Source organism: Streptomyces sp. NC-S4, assembly GCF_054353315.1.
Map to the genome: position 1 here is coordinate 2552153 of NZ_CM135937.1, position 17778 is coordinate 2569930.

The 17778-nt window shown below is 71.4% G+C and carries 15 protein-coding genes; 9 read left to right on the plus strand and 6 right to left on the minus strand.

The window, feature by feature from the left end; genetic code table 11:
* The first annotated feature begins 6 nt into the window (after positions 1–6).
* From ACXNSR_RS11110 to ybaK, 3 genes are all read left to right on the plus strand, one after another.
* A complete protein-coding gene (locus ACXNSR_RS11110) occupies positions 7–1602 on the plus strand; it encodes an oxidoreductase (RefSeq protein WP_458641914.1) in 1596 nt (531 codons plus the stop codon).
* Between the two features lie 96 nt (positions 1603–1698).
* Positions 1699–2436, plus strand: coding sequence for an LON peptidase substrate-binding domain-containing protein (locus ACXNSR_RS11115; RefSeq protein WP_458641915.1), 738 nt, complete (start codon positions 1699–1701; stop codon positions 2434–2436).
* A gap of 10 nt (positions 2437–2446) precedes the next feature.
* Complete coding sequence (gene ybaK / locus ACXNSR_RS11120; RefSeq protein WP_458641916.1) at positions 2447–2944, plus strand: Cys-tRNA(Pro) deacylase; 498 nt, start codon at positions 2447–2449, stop codon at positions 2942–2944.
* A gap of 136 nt (positions 2945–3080) precedes the next feature.
* Here the strand turns inward: ybaK and ACXNSR_RS11125 are convergent, their stop codons facing one another.
* Genes ACXNSR_RS11125 through ACXNSR_RS11140 form a run of 4 tightly spaced genes read right to left on the minus strand, consistent with a single transcriptional unit; the run spans position 3081 to position 7030 of the window.
* On the minus strand, positions 3081–3740 hold the full coding sequence (locus tag ACXNSR_RS11125; RefSeq protein WP_458641917.1) for a hypothetical protein: 660 nt from the start codon (positions 3738–3740) through the stop codon (positions 3081–3083).
* Positions 3741–3787: 47 nt separating this feature from the next.
* Complete coding sequence (locus ACXNSR_RS11130) at positions 3788–4660, minus strand: ABC transporter permease (RefSeq protein ID WP_458641918.1); 873 nt, start codon at positions 4658–4660, stop codon at positions 3788–3790.
* Positions 4657–5694 (minus strand): ABC transporter ATP-binding protein, encoded by a 1038-nt coding sequence (locus ACXNSR_RS11135; protein WP_458641919.1) that lies wholly within the window; start codon positions 5692–5694, stop codon positions 4657–4659. The genes ACXNSR_RS11130 and ACXNSR_RS11135 overlap by 4 nt, the downstream gene beginning before the upstream one ends.
* A 28-nt stretch (positions 5695–5722) precedes the next feature.
* Entirely contained in the window at positions 5723–7030 is a 1308-nt protein-coding gene (locus tag ACXNSR_RS11140; protein WP_458641920.1) for an NYN domain-containing protein, read from the minus strand.
* Positions 7031–7250: 220 nt separating this feature from the next.
* Here ACXNSR_RS11140 and ACXNSR_RS11145 point away from each other — a divergent pair, with 220 nt between their 5' ends.
* Positions 7251–7412: a hypothetical protein gene (locus ACXNSR_RS11145; RefSeq protein ID WP_202201959.1), complete on the plus strand. Its 162-nt coding sequence runs from the start codon at positions 7251–7253 to the stop codon at positions 7410–7412.
* 72 nt (positions 7413–7484) lie between these two features.
* Here the strand turns inward: ACXNSR_RS11145 and dnaE are convergent, their stop codons facing one another.
* Positions 7485–11027, minus strand: a complete 3543-nt coding sequence (gene dnaE / locus ACXNSR_RS11150; RefSeq protein WP_458641921.1) for a DNA polymerase III subunit alpha — start codon at positions 11025–11027, stop codon at positions 7485–7487.
* Positions 11028–11199: 172 nt separating this feature from the next.
* On the opposite strand from dnaE, the gene ACXNSR_RS11155 reads away from it, so the two are divergent.
* The 5 genes from ACXNSR_RS11155 (at position 11200) to ACXNSR_RS11175 (ending at position 17087) form a co-directional block, all read left to right on the plus strand.
* Entirely contained in the window at positions 11200–12534 is a 1335-nt protein-coding gene (locus ACXNSR_RS11155) for a DUF2252 domain-containing protein (RefSeq protein WP_458641922.1), read from the plus strand.
* Between the two features lie 38 nt (positions 12535–12572).
* Positions 12573–13259, plus strand: a complete 687-nt coding sequence (locus tag ACXNSR_RS11160) for a hypothetical protein (protein WP_458641923.1) — start codon at positions 12573–12575, stop codon at positions 13257–13259.
* A 48-nt stretch (positions 13260–13307) separates the two neighbouring features.
* Positions 13308–14102, plus strand: coding sequence for a DsbA family protein (locus ACXNSR_RS11165; protein ID WP_458641924.1), 795 nt, complete (start codon positions 13308–13310; stop codon positions 14100–14102).
* 130 nt (positions 14103–14232) lie between these two features.
* The gene (locus ACXNSR_RS11170) at positions 14233–15894 is read left to right on the plus strand and encodes an alkaline phosphatase D family protein (RefSeq protein ID WP_458641925.1); all 1662 of its coding nucleotides are present in this window, start codon (positions 14233–14235) and stop codon (positions 15892–15894) included.
* A 239-nt stretch (positions 15895–16133) separates the two neighbouring features.
* Entirely contained in the window at positions 16134–17087 is a 954-nt protein-coding gene (locus ACXNSR_RS11175; RefSeq protein ID WP_458643268.1) for a zinc metalloprotease, read from the plus strand.
* Positions 17088–17151: 64 nt separating this feature from the next.
* Here ACXNSR_RS11175 and ACXNSR_RS11180 read toward each other — a convergent pair whose 3' ends face one another.
* Positions 17152–17721 carry a dienelactone hydrolase family protein gene (locus ACXNSR_RS11180; RefSeq protein ID WP_458641926.1) on the minus strand — a complete coding sequence of 190 codons (570 nt, stop codon included), beginning with the start codon at positions 17719–17721 and terminating at the stop codon, positions 17152–17154.
* Between the last annotated feature and the right edge of the window lie 57 nt (positions 17722–17778).

Here is a 17778-nt window from a genome sequence, read left to right on the forward strand (position 1 = left end):
GCCGCCGTGACCGAGGCGCGCACGGACGAGGAACCGGCGGATCTCACCGCTTCCGAACGCCGCATGTGGGAGGCGTTCCGCACGGGCAGCGTCTGCGATCTCAGCGCCCGCGCCGCCGACCGGGACGATCCGCACGCCGAGCACGTCTGGGGGCCCGAGCGCAGTGTCCGCGCCCGGGTGGTCGCCCGGCTGCTGCTGCACGGTCCGCCGCCGGTGCCGGGCCGGGTGGCCTCCCTGAAGCTGCGCGGGGCGCGGATCAGCGGGCGGCTGGAACTGTCCGGTGGCGCGGTGGCCCCGTACGTGGAGCTCCAGTCGTGCCGCTTCGACAGCGAGATCCAGCTGTCGGAGGCCCGCTTCGGCACGCTGCGCCTGATCAACTGCGCGATACCGCGGCTGGAGGCGGCCCGGCTGCACACCGAGGGCGATCTGCACCTGCCGCGCTGCCGGGTGGCGCGCGGGATCCGGCTCACGGACGCGCAGATCGGCACCGACCTGCTGGTCAGCCAGGCCGTGGTGCAGCGGGACAACAAGGGGCGGGCGATCGCCGCGGACGGGATGTCCGTGGCGCAGGACTTACAGGGGGAGGTGCTGGAGACGTACGGGGAGGTGAGCCTGCGCGGCGCCAAGGTCGGCGTGTCGATGAACCTGCGCGGGGCCCGCCTGAGCAACCCGTACGGGCGGTTCGCGCTGAACGCCCCGCAGCTGACCGTGGAGCGGACCCTGTACCTGACGTCCATCGCACTGGACTACGCGGCGTACGGGGGCTCCTCCACTCCCCCGTACGGGCTGGGGCCGACCCCCACCCGCGGCCGGCGGGCCCAGCACTTCGAGTGCCGGGGCGGGCTGCGGCTGGACGACGGCCGCTTCGGCGACGCCATCGACTTCTACGGGGCGCGGTTCACGCTCGCCGCCGAGCAGGAGATCTCCCTGCGCCGGATCCAGACCCCCGAGTTCCGGTTCGTCGGCGAGCGGCCGGAGCAGGGCCGGGTGGTGGTGTCCGGCGCCAAGGTGGTCAAGCTGGTCGACACCTCCACGAGCTGGCCGGGCCCGGGCGGGCTGTCCATCGAGGGGTTCGTCTACGAGAACCTCGCGCCCCGGGGTCACTTCCCGCTCTCCCGCCGCCTGGAGTGGGTGGCGGCGGCCACTCCGGAGTACTCGCCGGAGCCGTACGAGCGGCTGGCCGCCGTACTGCGGGCGAGCGGCGAGGACCAGGACGCCCGCGAGGTGCTGCTGGCGAAGCAGCGGCGGCGCCGGGCCACGCTGCCGCTCGGGCCGAAGGCGTGGGGGTACCTCCAGGACTGGACGGTGGTCTACGGCTACCGGCCGGGCCGGGCCGCGCTGTGGATGGCGGTGCTGTGGGCGGCGGGGGCGCTGCTCTTCTCGCAGCTCCACCCGCCGGCGATCAAGGAGGACGAGCATCCGCAGTGGAGCGCCGCCCTGTACGCGCTGGACCTGCTGCTCCCGGTGATCGACCTCGGCCAGCAGGGCCAGTGGAAGCTGGAGGGCGGCTGGCAGTGGGGGGCGGCGGGCCTGGTCGTCATGGGCTGGATCCTGGCCACGACGGTGGCGGCGGGGGCTTCCCGGCTCCTGCGGCGGGGGTGACGGGGGCGGGGGTCGTGCGGCGGAGGGGACACGTGACGCCGTCCGCCCCTCAAACGCCGGACACCCTCGGTGGCCCGGGCGATTACCCTGTGCGTCGTGACCACCGTTCGCCTGCCCCTCTTCCCACTGAATTCGGTGCTGTTCCCGGGACTCGTCCTCCCGCTGAACATCTTCGAGGAGCGCTATCGCGCCATGATGCGCGAGCTGCTGAAGACGGGCGAGGACGAGCCGCGCCGTTTCGCGGTCGTCGCGATCCGCGACGGCCGGGAGGTCGCGCCGACCGCGCCCGGCCTGCCGGACCAGACGTCGCTGCCCGAGCGGGGCCCGGCGGCGGGCTTCGGCCCCGACCCGATCCAGGCCTTCCACCGGGTGGGCTGCATCGCCGACGCGGCGACCGTCCGGGAGCGGGAGGACGGCAGTTTCGAGGTCCTGGCGACCGGTACGACGCGGGTCCGGCTGGTCTCGGTCGACGCCTCGGGCCCCTTCCTGACGGCGGAGCTGGAAGAGCTCCCGGAGGACGCGGGCGACGGCGCGGGCGTTCTGGCCGAGGGGGTGCTGCGGGCCTTCCGCAACTACCAGAAGCGGCTGGCCGGGGCTCGTGAGCGGTCCTTGACGGGCGCGGAGCTGCCCGACGAGCCGTCGGTGGTCTCGTACCTGGTGGCAGCGGCGGCGGTGCTGGACATCCCGGCGAAGCAGCGGCTGCTCCAGGCCCCGGACATCGCGACCCGGCTGGCGGAGGAGCTGAAGCTGCTGCGCGCGGAGACGGCGGTGATCCGTCACCTCCCGTCGCTGCCGGCGGTGGACCTGACCCGTGCCCCGACGAGCCCGAACTGAGCGCACCCCGATGGCGAAGAAGTCCAAGCAGGCGGCAGGTACCCCGGCGATCGTCGCCCTGACGGCGGCGGGCGTGCCGTTCACCACGCACGCGTACGAGCACGACCCGGCCCATCCCTCGTACGGGGAGGAGGCGGCGCAGGCGCTCGGTGTCTCGCCCGCGCAGGTCTTCAAGACGCTGGTCGCGGACGTGGACGGCGTCCTGACGGTGGCGGTGGTCCCGGTCTCGGGGTCACTGGACCTGAAGGCCCTGGCGTCGGCGGTCGGCGGAAAGCGTGCGGCGATGGCCGACCCGGCCCTGGCGGAGCGCACCACGGGCTACGTCCTCGGCGGCATCTCCCCGCTGGGGCAGCGCAAGCGGCTGCGCACGGTGATCGACACCTCGGCCTCGGCGCACGCCACGATCTGCTGCTCGGCGGGCCGCCGCGGCCTGGAGATCGAGCTCTCCCCGTCGGACCTGACCGCCCTCACGTCGGCCACCCTGGCCCCGATCGCCCGTCAGAACTAGCCCCGCCAGGGGGTACCTCCCAGCGGTAGCTGGGGGAGTTTGAGGCGCGGGGTCCGGGGCGGAGCCCCGGGAAACGGTGAAAGGGCGGGGCGGGGACCAGCTCCGCGCAGCGGCGTACCGACACCCCCGGGAGGGGTCAGGCGCGCGGGGTCTCCGGAGTCGACGGGGCCGCATCGGCGGGCGGCGGCGCCTGGTAGTAGCCCGACCAGCCGAAGGCGGGCTCGGGGTCCGGGTCCCGCGGCGTCCACAGCGCGGTCAGCCCCAGGTGCAGCAGCACGGCGGTCATCGGCCACGCCAGCAGCGCCCCGTGCGCGAGCAGCTCCAGCGGCGCGTCGAACGGAACCCCCTTGCCCGCCTGCTTCGCGGCGAGGACCAGGTCCGACGACGGTCCCAGCCACAGCCCGAACCGCCACCCCACCAGCGCGCCGAAGCAGGATCCGACCGCCAGCCCGATCACCAGCGGCACGCCGCCGGCCCGGCGCCACAGGAAGGTGCCGACGGCGCTGAGCGCGCCCAGCCCCAGCGACAGCAGGAAGAAGGTGCCGTCGGAGGCGATCCGCGCCTCGCTCTCGCTGTTGCGCAGGAAGACGGCCTCCCCGTTGGAGACGTACTGCACCCGCGGGGCCAGCCACAGCCACAGCAGGCCGAGGAGCAGTCCGGCCGCCCCGACGAGCAGGGCGACGACGGCCCCGTCCCGGACGTCCTCCGGGGTGATCGCCCCGGCGGAGGCCCCCGGCTTCTCGGTCGGGAGCGACGGCGGGTCGAGGGGGGACTGCGGGGTCACGGCTTCGGTCACCCCCACATCGTGCCAGGTGTGTCGCCCGGCGGCGTCGGCGGACCGTGTCAGCGGACGGCGGCCCGGCGGTACGCCCAGGTCGCGACGGTGAGCGAGAGGACCCCGACGGCCCCGCACACGCCCAGGTCGAAGACGACGGCGGCCCAGTCCGGTTCCGGTGCGAAGGTACGGGCGAACGCCTCGACGCCGTAGGTGGACGGCAGCAGGTCCCGGGCCCACACGATCACGTCCGGCATCCGCTCCGGCGGCAGCACCCCGAGCAGCAGCGCCGCCGACATGCCGAGCTGGCCGGCGAGGGTGGCCAGCTCCTGCCGCGGTGCCAGCAGTCCCAGCGCCGCGCCGAGCCCGGCCAGCGCGGCCCCGGCCAGCGGTACCACCGCGGCCAGGATCCACAGCCCGCTCATCGGCAGCCCGAACAGCAGGCATCCGAAGACGGCGGTGACCAGGGTCCCCGGCAGCGTGAAGGAGGCGTACGCGGCGGCGGCGCCCAGCACCACCGACGCGGGCCGCACGGGCAGGGTGGCGTAGTGGTCGAGCCCGCCGCCGGCCCGCAGCTGCCCGAAGTACTGGGCGAGCAGGTTCAGGGCGACGAAGGCGACGACGAGCACCGAGGAGCCGGCGACGACGGCGCGGGCCTCCGAGCCCCCGTCGACCACGCCCCTCATCAGGATCATGATCCCGACGGACTGGAAGGTGGCGACGAACAGCAGCGGGATCCGGGCCACCCGGGCCCGGGACAGCTGGGCCCGGTAGACGGCGGCCAGGGAGGGGAAAAACCGCGCGCCCGGCGCCAGCGGTGCGGGCTGCGGTGCCTGTGCGCGGCCGTCGGCGGCGTCGGCGGGCGCGGCGCCCGCGGGGGGCGACGGCACGGCATCGGGCGCGAGCAGGGCCCGGACGGCCCCCGTCGAACGGTCGCTCACGACTTCACCAGCCCTTTCGTCTTGCCGCCGAGGGCCAGGTACACGTCTTCCAGGCTGGGGGTGGCGAGGGTGAAGTCGTCGAGCGCGGCGAAGGCCGGGCCCCCGGTGACGGAGGCCACTGCCGCCCTCGCCTCGTCCGGTGCCAGCCGCAGCACCCAGCGGCGCCCGGACCGGGCGGCCCGGTCGCGCAGCCGGGCGACCTCCGGGACGTCCAGCGGAGCGCTCTCGCGCCACACCAGCTCCAGCCGTACCTCGCCCGAGACGGTGGCCTTCAGGCCGGCGGGGGTGTCGCAGGCGATGACCTTGCCCTGGTCGATGACGGCGACCCGGTCGAGGACGGTCTCGGCCTCGATGACGTTGTGGGTGACGAGCAGGACCGTCGCGCCGTGCTGCGCGCGCCGCCGGTCGACGGCGGACCACACGGCCCGCCGGGCGACCGGGTCCATGCCGGTGGTGGGCTCGTCGAGGACCAGTACGGGCCGCTCCCCCACCAGTGCGGTGGCGAAGCAGGCGAGGCGGCGCTGGCCGCCGGAAAGCTTCTTCAGGGGCCGTCCGGCGATCGGGGTCAGCCCGAGCTCCTCCAGTACGGCGTCGCGGGCGGCGCGGGCGGCGCGGGCGTCGAGACCGCGCAGCCGCCCGGTGGTCTCGGCGGCCAGTGCCACCGTGAGCTCGTCCAGGGCGGTGGACTCCTGCCCCAGGTAGGCGAGCAGCCGGGAGGCCCGTTCTGGGTGGCCCACGAGGTCGTGGCCGAGCAGGGTCACGGAGCCGGAGTCCGGCCGCATCAGGCCGGTGAGCTGGCGGACCAGGGTGGACTTGCCGGCGCCGTTGGGGCCGAGCAGGCCGAAGATCTCGCCGCGCCGGACGTCGAGGGAGATCCCGTCGTTGGCGCGGGTCTCGGGCAGGGCGGGGGCCCCGCGCCGGCCGCGTACCGCGGGATACGTCTTGACCAGGTCACGCACCGCGCAGATGACGTCCGACGCCGCTCCCGCGGCCGCCGCCGTGCCTTCTTGCGCCTGTGCTGTGCCCGTACTCACGAGGGAGCAGCCTACGGGGTTCCCGGCCCTACTCGGCCGTCGGGGTCAGCGGGGCCGGGAGTTCGCCGGGGCCGGCTCCGGGTGCCGAGGCCGGTACGGCGGCCACGTGTTCGGCGGCGGCGCGGACGTCGATCTCCCGCCAGAACCCGGCGCGGATGGCGTACCGGTCGTGCTCGTCGATCTGGTCGTCCTTGTGGGCGAGCAGCCCGAACCTGGCCGCGTAGCGCAGCAGTTCGCCGTCGATCCGGTGCGGGATCCGCGGGTACATGGTGGCCAGCTTCTGCAGGTGCACGGTCTCCGGGAGACGTTCCATCCAGCGCCTGGCGAACACCTGTCCCACCTCGAACGGGTCCCCGCCGACGGTGGTGATGTCCTCCTCGCGGTCCGCCCAGCGCTGTTCGGCGCTGGTGAGCTGGGCGAGGGTGGGCAGCGAGGCGGTCTCGGCGGGCTCGCCCAGCGGTCCGGCCCGGTCGATCCAGCCCTTGTCGGAGGACCAGCGCAGGGCGCTGGCGGGGGCGTGGGCGCCGCTCGGCGCGGTCTGCGGGTGGTTCTGCTGGCCGGTGGCGCGCAGGGCGCCGGCCAGGTCCTTGGGGGTGGGTACCGGCTTGCCCCCGGGGGTGACGGGTGCCGGTACGGGGGGTCCGTCGCCCTCCTCCGGTCCGGTGGCGGCGGCGCCGTTGCGGGCGGCCTCGGCGAGCGCCGCCTCGGGCAGCGGGGCCGAGAGGATGGCGGCGATGTCGGGGCGCGGTGCGGGTGGCGGGGAGCACAGTCCGGTGAGGTCCTTGGCCCGGACGGCCCGGGTGATCCAGGCCCGGTCCAGGACGCGGCGTTCGTCGGCCTCGGCGACGAGGTCCTCGGACTGGTTGTAGTCGCCGTCGGCGGCCTGGACGGCCCACAGGTGGACGGCGACCCCGTGTTCCTTGGCGGACATCAGGCCGGGCAGCAGGTCCCCGTCGCCGGTGACCAGGACCACGTCGGAGCAGGCCCGGTTGCGGGCGAGCTCGGTGAGCTCGGCGTGCATGGCGGCGTCGACGCCCTTCTGCGCCCAGCGCCCGTCGCTGCGGGTCAGGGCGCCGAGCCGGACGGTGACGCGGGGCATGACGCGCAGCCGCCGGTGTTCGGGCTGGGGCACCCGGTCGGGTGCTCCGTCGAACCAGTAGATGCGCAGCAGGGGCTGCTCGGTGTCGGCCTCGGCCCGCTCGCGCAGGCCCTGGATGAGGGCGGCATGGTCGATGGTGATCCGGGAGCGGGAGGGCTCCCCGGCGAGAAGGCTGGCGGCGGCACCCAGCAGGTACCCGGCATCCACCAGGACGACGCAGCGGTCCACGCGTTCCACCCTCTTCCCTGGGGGTCCTCTGTGCTTTGCGGCGGTTCCCCGAGTCTGCCCGACCCCAAGGGTGTTGAAGGCCGGAACTCGATCATCGGCGTGGCGGATCTCACGGCCGACGGGGCGGAAGGCATCGGCTACGCGCAGTAATGATCCAAAATGCGCCGTTTCTGGCGTTGTGTGAGTGTGAAGGCGGTCCTGGCCCCTAGACCCTCACGGAGGCTCCACCATGGCCAAGAACAAGAACCAGAAGCAGCCCGCCAAGCAGCAGCCCCGGTCGGGGCAGGATCCGACCAAGGGCTCGTCGGAGACCGAGTCGATGCCCTCCTCGGCACCGAGCCCGATGGACATGGCGCACAAGCGCAAGGAGAAGAAGTTCGGCCACAACTGACGGCCGTACTCGCATGCGGAAGGGCCCGCCCGGTGGCACCGGGCGGGCCCTTCCGCGCGTACCGCGGGGGCGCTATCCGGCCAGGCAGGACGGTCCGAGCAGCACCTTGAGGTCGCCGAAGAGCGCCGGGTCGGGCTGGACGCGGTGCCTGTCGAGGCGGAGCACGGTGGTGGTGCGCGGCCCCTGGAGCTTGATCCGCACTTCGGTGTTGCCCTTGTGGTGGCGCAGGATCTCGCCCAGACGGGTCACCATCGGCGGCGTGACCTTGACGGTGGGGATGGTGAGGACCACCGGGGCGTTGGTGCCGGCCGAGGAGAGGTCGGGGACCATCATCTCCATGGCGACCAGGCGGGGGACGTCCTCGCGCTTGTCGAGGCGGCCCTTGACGAAGACGACGGTGTCCTCGACCAGCTGGGTGGAGACGAGCTGGTAGGTCGCCGGGAAGAACATGCATTCGATGGAGCCGGCCAGGTCCTCGACGGTGGCGATGGCCCAGGCGTTGCCCTGCTTGGTCATCTTGCGCTGGAGGCCCGAGATGATGCCGCCGATGGTGACGACGGCGCCGTCGGAGTGCTCTCCGCCGGTCAGCTGGGAGATGCCTGCGTCCGTCTTGTCGGAGAGCACGTGCTCCAGGCCGAAGAGCGGGTGGTCGGAGACGTAGAGGCCGAGCATCTCGCGCTCCTGGGCGAGCAGGTAGGACTTCTCCCACTCGACGTCGGAGAACTCCACGTCGAGGCCGAAGCCGGGCTCGTCACCCGCGTTCTCGTCACCCATCCCGCCGAACAGGTCGAACTGTCCCTCGGCCTCCTTGCGCTTGACCGCGACCACGTTGTCGATCATCGACTCGTGGTGCGCGACCAGGCCCTTGCGGGTGTGGCCCATCTCGTCGTAGGCGCCGGCCTTGATCAGCGACTCGACGGTGCGCTTGTTGCAGACGACGGCCTCGACCTTGTCCAGGAAGTCGGGGAAGGAGGAGAACTTCCCCTTGGCCTTCCTCGTCCTGATGATCGACTCGACCACGTTGGTGCCGACGTTGCGCACCGCGGTGAGGCCGAAGAGGATCACGTCGTCGCCCTGGGCCGCGAAGTTCGGCTCGGACTCGTTCACGTTCGGCGGCAGGACCTTGATGCCCATCCGGCGGCACTCGTTCAGGTAGATCGCGGACTTGTCCTTGTCGTCCTTGACCGAGGTGAGCAGACCGGCCATGTACTCGGCCGGGAAGTTCGCCTTGAGGTAGGCGGTCCAGTAGGAGACCAGCCCGTACGCGGCCGAGTGGGCCTTGTTGAAGGCGTAGCCGGCGAAGGGGACCAGGACGTCCCACAGGGCCTGGATGGCCTTGTCGTTGTAGCCGTTCTTGCGGGCGCCCTCCTGGAAGATGGTGAAGTTCTTCGCCAGCTCCTCGGGCTTCTTCTTGCCCATCACGCGGCGCAGGATGTCGGCCTCGCCGAGCGAGTACCCCGCGATGATCTGGGCGGCCTTCTGCACCTGCTCCTGGTAGACGATCAGGCCGTAGGTGACCGCGAGCACCTCTTCGAGGGGCTTCTCCAGGTCCGGGTGGATCGGGGTGATCTCCTGCTGCTTGTTCTTGCGCAGGGCGTAGTTCGTGTGCGAGTTCATGCCCATCGGGCCCGGCCGGTACAGGGCCGACACGGCGGAGATGTCCTCGAAGTTGTCGGGCTTCATCAGGCGCAGCAGGGAGCGCATGGGCCCGCCGTCGAACTGGAAGACGCCGAGGGTGTCACCGCGGCCGAGCAGTTCGAAGGTCTTGGGGTCGTCGAGCGGGAGGGCCAGGAGGTCGATGTCGATCCCCTTGTTGGCCTTCACCATCTTGACGGCGTCGTCCATGATCGTGAGGTTGCGCAGGCCGAGGAAGTCCATCTTCAGCAGGCCGAGCGACTCGCAGCTCGGGTAGTCCCACTGGGTGATGGTGACGCCGTCGGTGTGCCGCACCCAGACGGGTACGTGGTCGGTGATCGTCTCGCTGGACATGATCACGCCGGCGGCGTGCACGCCCATCTGGCGGACCAGGCCCTCCACACCGCGGGCGGTGTCGATGACCTTCTTCACGTCCGGCTCGTTCTCGTACATCCCGCGGATCTCGCCGGCCTCGCCGTAGCGGGGGTGCTGCGGGTCGAGGATGCCGGAGAGCGGGATGCCCTTGCCGAGGACGTCGGCGGGCATGGCCTTGGTCAGCCGGTCGCCCATGGCGTACGGGTAGCCCAGGACGCGCGCGGAGTCCTTGATCGCGTTCTTGGCCTTGATGGTGCCGTAGGTGCCGATCATGGCGACCTTGTCGGCGCCGTACTTCTCGGTCACGTACCGGATCACCTCGACGCGCCGGCGCTCGTCGAAGTCGATGTCGACGTCGGGCATGGAGACGCGCTCGGGGTTCAGGAAGCGCTCGAAGATCAGACCGTGCGTGAGCGGGTCGAGGTCGGTGATGCCCATGGCGTAGGCGACGATCGAACCGGCCGCGGAGCCTCGGCCCGGGCCCACCGCGATGCCCTGGTTCTTGGCCCACATGATGAAGTCGGCGACCACGAGGAAGTAGCCCGGGAAGCCCATCGAGATGATCGTGTCCATCTCGTACTCGGCCTGCTGCAGCCGGTCCTCCGGGATGCCTCCGGGGTAGCGGCGGTGCATGCCGCGCATGGTCTCCTCACGGAACCAGCTGACCTCCGTGTGACCGTCCGGGATGTCGAACTTCGGCATCAGGTTCCGGAACTTGAACATGCCCTCGGTGTCGATCTGCTCGGCGACCAGCCGCGTGTTGGCGCAGCCCTCCTGCCAGGCGTCCGAGGAGTCGATCGCGTACATCTCGTCGGTCGACTTCAGGTAGTAGCCGGTGCCGTCGAAGCGGAAGCGGTCGGGGTCCGAGAGGTTCTTGCCGGTCTGGATGCAGAGCAGGGCGTCGTGGGCGCCGGCCTCGTGCGCGTACGTGTAGTGGGAGTCGTTCGTCACCAGCGGCGGGATGCCGAGCTTCTTGCCGATCTCCAGGAGCCCGTCGCGGACCCGGCGCTCGATCTCGATGCCGTGGTCCATCAGCTCCAGGAAGTAGCGCCCCTCGCCGAAGATGTCCTTGTAGTCGGAGGCGGCCTGCACGGCCTCGTCGAACTGGCCGAGCCTGAGCCTGGTCTGCACCTCGCCGGACGGGCAGCCGGTGGAGGCGATCAGGCCCTCGGACCACTTGGCGATGGTCTCCTTGTCCATCCGCGGCCACTTCGTGAGCCAGCCCTCGGCGTACGCGTCGGAGGACAGCCGGAAGATGTTGTGCAGACCGGTGGCGTTCGACGCCCAGATCGTCTTGTGGGTGTAACCGCCGGAACCGGAGACGTCGTCGCGCTTCTGGTGCGGCTGGCCCCACTGGATGCGCCGCTTGTTGCGCCGGGACTCGGGGGCGACGTACGCCTCGATGCCGATGATCGGCGTGATGCCGGCCTTCTGCGCGGTGTGGAAGAAGTCGTAGGCGCCGTGCAGATTGCCGTGGTCGGACATGGCGATGTGCGTCATGCCCATCTCGTTGCACGCGTTGAACATGTCCTTCAGCCGCGCGGCACCGTCCAGCAGCGAGTACTGGGTGTGGACGTGCAGGTGCGTGAACGGCGGCTTTGTCACGGCGCGGGTCCTCCGGGGGCGGGGGCGAGGGGGCAGCTTCGAATCCTACGTCGGCCGGGTGACAGATCACGGGCACTGACCGGTACGGTCGGGCGTTGCAGAACCAGGAGGGTCGATCCGGCGTCCAGTCGGTCGGAACCCGAAACAGCCCGTGCACCAGGAGGAACCCGCCATGGCGGTCCCCGAGACGACCGACGAGCAGCGCGCCGAGCAGATCCTCGACGTGTTCGACACCGCGTTCGGTGAGCTGCTCGCCGCCGACCCCGCTGCCTTCCAGGTCAAATTCCGCAAGATGGCGGCCTCGGCCTTCGCCTTCTACCGGGGCACGGCCTGCCTCTTCTACTCCGACCTGGAGCGGGACCGGCACGGCGGCCCCTACCTGGACGAGCGGACGGGCCGGGTGTGGATCCACGGCGACCTGCACGCCGAGAACTTCGGCACGTACATGGACTCCAACGGCCGGCTGATCTTCAACGTCAACGACTTCGACGAGGCCTACGTCGGCCCCTTCACCTGGGACCTGAAGCGGTTCGCCGCCTCCGTCGCCCTGATCGGCTACACCAAGGCGCTCAGCGACGACCAGATAAGCGAGCTGGTGCGCATCTACGCGGGTGCCTACCGGGAGCGGATCCACCGGCTGGCGGCGGGCGCGAAGAGCCATGCCTTGCCTGAGCTGCCCTCCTTCACCCTGGACACCGCCGAGGGCCCCCTGCTGGACGCGCTGCGCTCGGCCCGCTCCCGGACCCGCTTCTCCCTGCTGGACTCCATGACGGAGATACGCGACTACGAGCGCCGCTTCACCGCCGGCGGGGGCTCGATCGAGCTTGACGCCGCCACCCGCTACAAGGTGCTGGCCGCTTTCGACGGGTACCTGGAGACCCTCCCCGACGAGTCCCTCGTGCGCCCGGACTCCTACCGGGTCAAGGACGTGGTGGGGCGTCGCGGCGTCGGCATCGGCTCGGCGGGCCTGCCCTCCTACAACATCCTGCTGGAGGGGCACAGCGACGCCCTGGAGAACGACGTCGTGATCTACCTCAAGCAGGCGCAGACCCCGGCGGCCTCCCGGCACATCACGGACCGGGCGGTGCGGGAGTACTTCCAGCACGAGGGGCACCGCACGGTGATCTCTCAGCGCGCCCTGCAGGCGCACGCCGACCCGTGGCTGGGCTGGACGGAGCTGGACGGGGCCGGGCAGCTGGTGGCGGAGGTCTCTCCGTACGCGGTGGACCTGGACTGGTCGGACCTGGACGACCCGGAGGAGATCGCGGCCGTCGTCGCCGACCTCGGCCGGGCGACCGCGACCATGCACGCGTCGGCCGACGAGGCCGAGAGCGGGCAGTCCCTGGTGCCCTTCTCCACCGAGCGGGCCATCGACGCGGCGATCGCCGCCGACGAGGAGGGCTTCGCGGAGCTGCTCGTGGACTTCGCCCACGCGTACGGGGCCCGGGCGCGCGCCGACCACCAGATCTTCGTGGACCTCTTCCGTAACGGGCGTCTCACTCCCTGAACGCCTGTTCCACAGGAACGCATGGCACACTCGCGAGGATGGACATTTCCGGGACGGGACTCAGGGGGCTGCGGGCCGCGCTGTTCAGCGCGCTCGTCGTACTGCTCTCCTCGGGCTCGCACGTCCTGATGTCCCAGGTCCCGCTGCCGCGCACGCTGGTGGCCGGGGCCTTCGCGGGTGTGTTCGCGATCGCCTACGCCCTCGCGGGCCGCGAACGGGGCTTCGGCCCGATCGCCGGGCTGCTCGTGCCGCTGGAGCTGGCCGCCGACACGGTCTTCACCACCGGCCAGCACCTCTGCTACGGCCCGGCCGGCGGACCCGTTGCGGGCCCGCTGCGCGCCATGGGCCTGGACGCCCTGTGCGGCGGCACGCCGGTGGGCGGGCCGCTGACCGAGGTGACCGGCCCGGCCGACGCGGCCGCGCTGCTGTCCTCGCCGGGGCCGTACACGCCCTGGCTGCTGCTCGGCGCCCATGTCTCGGTCGGACTGCTGGCCGCGGCCTGGCTGCGGCACGGCGAGCGGGCACTGGGCCGGCTGCTGCGGGCGGTGGCCGCCTTCGCGTTCCGGCCGCTGCTGCTGGCGGCGGCCTCGGTCGCGGTGGCCCGCCGGCCGGCTCGGGCACTGCCGCGGTCGCTCCGCTCGGCCGCCGCGGCCCGTACCCGCTTCCCGGCACATTCCGTGGGACGACGGGGACCCCCCGTGCCCGGCGCGCTCGCACGCGCCTGACGCACGTACGGCAGTCCCTTCCACACGTCACACCCCACGGAGATCATGATGAGTTCACGCAACAGCCAGGCGAACAAGGCGGCGGCCCGCGAGCGTCTGCGCGCCGAGCGCGAGGCCCAGGCCAAGAAGGACAAGGTGCGCCGCCAGGTGATCGTGGCGGGCGCGGTGGTCGCGGCCCTCGGTCTGGTCGGCGCCATCGGCTACGCGGTCGTGCAGTCCAACCAGCCCACCCACTGGGAGAAGGCCGCCAAGGCCGAGCTGGTCAAGCCGGGGAACACCACGGGCGAGGACGGCACCACGGTCGTCATCGGCAAGCCCGACGCCAAGAAGACCCTGGAGCTCTACGAGGACTCGCGCTGCCCGGCCTGCGCCGCCTTCGAGCAGGCGGCCGGCGAGCAGATCAAGAAGGACGTGGACGCGGGCAAGTACAAGCTCCAGTACATCGGCGCCACCTTCATCGACAACGCCGTCAAGGGCGAGGGCTCGAAGAACGCGCTGAGCGCCCTGGGCGCGGCCCTGAACGTCAGCCCGGAGGCCTTCCTGCAGTACAAGGGCGCGCTGTACTCCAAGGACCTGCACCCCGAGGAGAGCGTCGACAGCTTCGCCAAGGACGACTACCTGCTGAAGGTCGCGGACACGGTCCCGGCGCTCAAGGGCAATGCCGCGTTCAAGAAGGCCGTCGAGGACGGTACGTACGACCGGTGGGCGCTGGAGATGTCGAAGACCTTCGACAAGTCCGGGGTGAAGGGCACGCCGACCCTGAAGATGGACGGCAAGAAGATCGACACTCCGCAGACGGCGGAGCTGTTCACGGCGGCGATCGACAAGGCCCTGCAGGGCTGATCCCGGGGCAATCCGGAAATCACCGTCCGGACGGACCGCTTCGAAGGGCGGGCGAACTCCCAGAGTTCGCCCGCCCTTTGCATGCACGCACCTGTTCGAATGGGTGTACCCGTCGGTAATATGATCATCCGTGACCAGTCATCTCACCGCCTCCCAGTCCGCGGCAACTCCCCGCCGCCGCACGGTCGTTCTGGCCGCCGCGGCCACCGCCGCACTGGCCCCCCTCACCTCACTGGGCGCCTCGGCCGCCCACGCGGCGGGCACCGCGCCCGCCTTCCTCCACGGCGTCGCCTCGGGCGACCCGCTGCCCGACGGGGTCCTGCTGTGGACCCGCGTCACCCCGACCCCCGAGGCCGTCCCGGGCTCCGGGATCGGCCCGGCCACCCAGGTGGACTGGGAAGTGGCGGCCGACAAGGGCTTCTCCCGCATCGTCGGCTCCGGCACCGTCACCGCGAGCGCCGCAACCGACCACACGGTCAAGGTGGACGTACGCGGGCTCCAGCCGCAGACGCCGTACTGGTACCGGTTCACCGCCGGCGGCGTCTCCTCCCCCGTCGGGCGCACCCTGACCACCCCGGCCCACGAGACGAAGACCGCGGGGGTCCGCTTCGGCGTGGTCTCCTGCGCCAACTGGGAGTCCGGCTACTTCTCCGCCTACCGCCACCTGGCTGCCCGCACGGACCTGCACGCGATCCTGCACCTCGGCGACTACATCTACGAGTACCAGTCCGCGGCGTATCCGGAGGCGAAGTACGTCGTACGCCCGCACGAGCCGAAGCACGAGATCGTCTCGCTCGCCGACTACCGCACGCGCCACGGCAAGTACAAGACGGACGCCGACCTCCAGGCCCTGCACCACGCCCATCCGGTCATCGCCATCTGGGACGACCACGAGTTCGCCAACGACGCCTGGGCCGGCGGCGCAGAGAACCACACCCCGGGGACCGAGGGCGAGTGGGCGGCCCGCGCCGCCGCCGCCAAGCAGGCGTACTTCGAGTGGATGCCCGTGCGCGCCTCCATAGCGGGCACCGTCTACCGCCGGCTGCGCTTCGGCACCCTCGCCGACCTGCACCTGCTGGACCTGCGCTCCTTCCGCTCGCAGCAGACCAAGATCGGCAGCGGCTCGGTGGACGACCCGGAGCGCACCATCACCGGGCGCGCCCAGCTGGACTGGCTCAAGTCGGGCCTCGCGGGCTCGGAGGCGACCTGGAAGCTGGTCGGCACCTCGGTGATGATCTCGCCGGTGGCCTTCGGTTCGCTCCCCGCGCACCTGTTGGGCCCGCTCGGCAAGCTGCTCGGCCTGCCCGAGGGCGGCCTCGCGATCAACGTGGACCAGTGGGACGGCTACACGGACGACCGCAAGGAGCTGCTGGGGCACCTGAAGGACCGGGGCGTCAAGAACACCGTGTTCCTGACCGGTGACATCCACATGGCCTGGGCGAACGAGGTCCCGATGAACATGGCCACGTACCCGGGCTCGGGCACGGCGGCGACCGAGTTCGTGGTCACCTCGGTGACCTCCGACAACCTCGACGACATGCTGCACGTCCTGCCGGACACCCTCTCACTGGTCGCCGAGTCGGCCATCAAGGCCGCCAACTGGCACGTGAAGTGGCTCGACATGGACGCGCACGGCTACGGCGTGCTCGACGTGACGGCGGAGCGCTCGCAGATGGACTACTACGTGGTGTCCGACAAGCGGCAGCCGGGTGCCACCTCCGCGTGGAGCCGGTCGTACCGGACGCTGAACGGGACCCAGAAGGTGGATCGGGTGTACCAGCCGGTGCGCTGATCGACCGTCGATTCTCCGGCCACATGGGGCGTCTGGTACATACCAGGCGCCCCATGCGCATCAGAAGCAACAAATCTTTTACGTAAGGCACTTGACCTGAATATGTCATGAACACATAAGCTTCCCGCCAGCTGAAGAAGATCTTCAGGCCACCACCCCCCACCTCCCACCGCACCCCCACGCGAGGAGCACACGTGCGCGCCGTCGCCCGCATATCCCCCCTTCTCCGCCGCCGCCTGATGGGCACGGCGGTCCTGGCCGGAACCCTGGCCTTCACCCCGCTCGCGGCCCCCACCACGCTCGCGGCCTCCAAGTCCCCCGCCGAGGTCTGCGCCGACCAGCCCGCCGCCTCCGGCGCCGCGAACGCCCGCGTCGCCCGCGCCCACGACGAGCACGCGGACGAGCCCAACGCGATCAGCGACGCGCAGGCGCAGTCCATGGACGCCGACCTGAAGTCGAAGCTGGACAAGGCCCTGAAGAACCAGCCCCAGCGCAGCCTGACGGCCGCCGAGGCCGTCGTGAACATCCCCGTGTACTTCCACGTCGTGCACTCCGGCACCACCGGAAAGCTGACAGCCACGGACATCAGCAAGCAGCTCGCGGTCCTGAACGCGGCCTACGGCGGCCAGGGCACCGGCAACGTCAACACGAACTTCCAGTTCACCCTGGCGGCCACCGACTACACGGACAACGCCACCTGGTACAACCTGGCTTCCGGCTCCCAGGCCGAGAAGGACATGAAGAACACCCTGCGCAAGGGCGGCCCGGGCGCGCTCAACTTCTACACCGCCAAGCTCTCCGGCGGCCTGCTCGGCTGGGCGACCTTCCCGACGTCCTACGCCTCCAGCCCCAAGATGGACGGCGTGGTCGTGCTCGACAGCTCGCTGCCGGGCGGCTCCTCCGCCAACTACAACGAGGGTGACACCGCCACCCACGAGGTCGGCCACTGGATGGGGCTGTACCACACCTTCCAGGGCGGCTGTAACGGCAACGGCGACTACGTCTCCGACACCCCGGCCGAGAAGAGCGCCGCCTACGAGTGCCCGACCGGGCGCGACAGCTGCGCGAGCAAGCCGGGCGTGGACCCGATCCACAACTTCATGGACTACACGTACGACTCCTGCATGTACCAGTTCACCGCAGGCCAGGTCGCTCGCATGTCGAGCAGCTGGACCGCGTACCGCGCGGGCTGACCTCCCGGCAGCAGAAGGGCCCCGGTCCGGCATCCGCCGGGCCGGGGCCCTTCCGTCCTCGCACCTACAGGCTGTCGAGGAAGCCGAGGGCGACCTTCCAGAGCTGCTCGGCTGCCTCGGCGTCGTAGTCGTCCAGCTCCGGGTCGGTGAACAGGTGCCCGGCGCCCGGGTAGCTGTGGACCTCCACGTCGGCCCCCGCCCGCTGCATCCGCAGGTACCAGGCCGTCAGCCAGTCGTGCGGCTCGAAGGGATCCGGGTCCGCGATGTGCAGCTGCACGGGCAGCTCGTCGACCGAGGCACCGTCCTCCAGGTCCGCGGTCCCGTGCAGGAGCAGCAGCCCGCGCGCCTTCTCGTCGGCCATCGCCAGGTGCTGGGCGAGCGAACCGCCGAAGGAGAAGCCCGCGTAGACCAGTCCCTGGTCCGAGTAGGGGGCGGAGGCCAGCACCGCGCGCTTCAGCAGCTCGTCACGGCCGATCTCGTCCTGGTGGGCCATGCCCTCCTCGACGGTCCCGAAGGTGCGTCCCTCGAAGAGATCCGGCACCTGGACCTGGTGCCCGGCCGCGCGCAGCCGGTCGGCCGCCGCGTGCACCGCGGGCCGCAGCCCGTACGTCGAATGGAAAAGCATGATGTTCATGCCTCCATCGTGCCAGCCGCCGGGGACGACGGGCCGGCGGACCGCTTCCCGCTACGT

What these genes read in the sequence shown, in the direction of transcription:
- ACXNSR_RS11160 (WP_458641923.1), top strand. Translation starts at nt 12,573, where the DNA reads ATGGACATTTCCGGGACGGGACTCAGGGGGCTGCGGGCCGCGCTGTTC.
- ACXNSR_RS11165 (WP_458641924.1), top strand. Translation starts at nt 13,308, where the DNA reads ATGAGTTCACGCAACAGCCAGGCGAACAAGGCGGCGGCCCGCGAGCGT.
- ACXNSR_RS11145 (WP_202201959.1), top strand. Translation starts at nt 7,251, where the DNA reads ATGGCCAAGAACAAGAACCAGAAGCAGCCCGCCAAGCAGCAGCCCCGG.
- ACXNSR_RS11180 (WP_458641926.1), bottom strand. Translation starts at nt 17,721, where the DNA reads ATGAACATCATGCTTTTCCATTCGACGTACGGGCTGCGGCCCGCGGTG.
- ybaK (WP_458641916.1), top strand. Translation starts at nt 2,447, where the DNA reads ATGGCGAAGAAGTCCAAGCAGGCGGCAGGTACCCCGGCGATCGTCGCC.
- ACXNSR_RS11155 (WP_458641922.1), top strand. Translation starts at nt 11,200, where the DNA reads ATGGCGGTCCCCGAGACGACCGACGAGCAGCGCGCCGAGCAGATCCTC.
- ACXNSR_RS11175 (WP_458643268.1), top strand. Translation starts at nt 16,134, where the DNA reads ATGGGCACGGCGGTCCTGGCCGGAACCCTGGCCTTCACCCCGCTCGCG.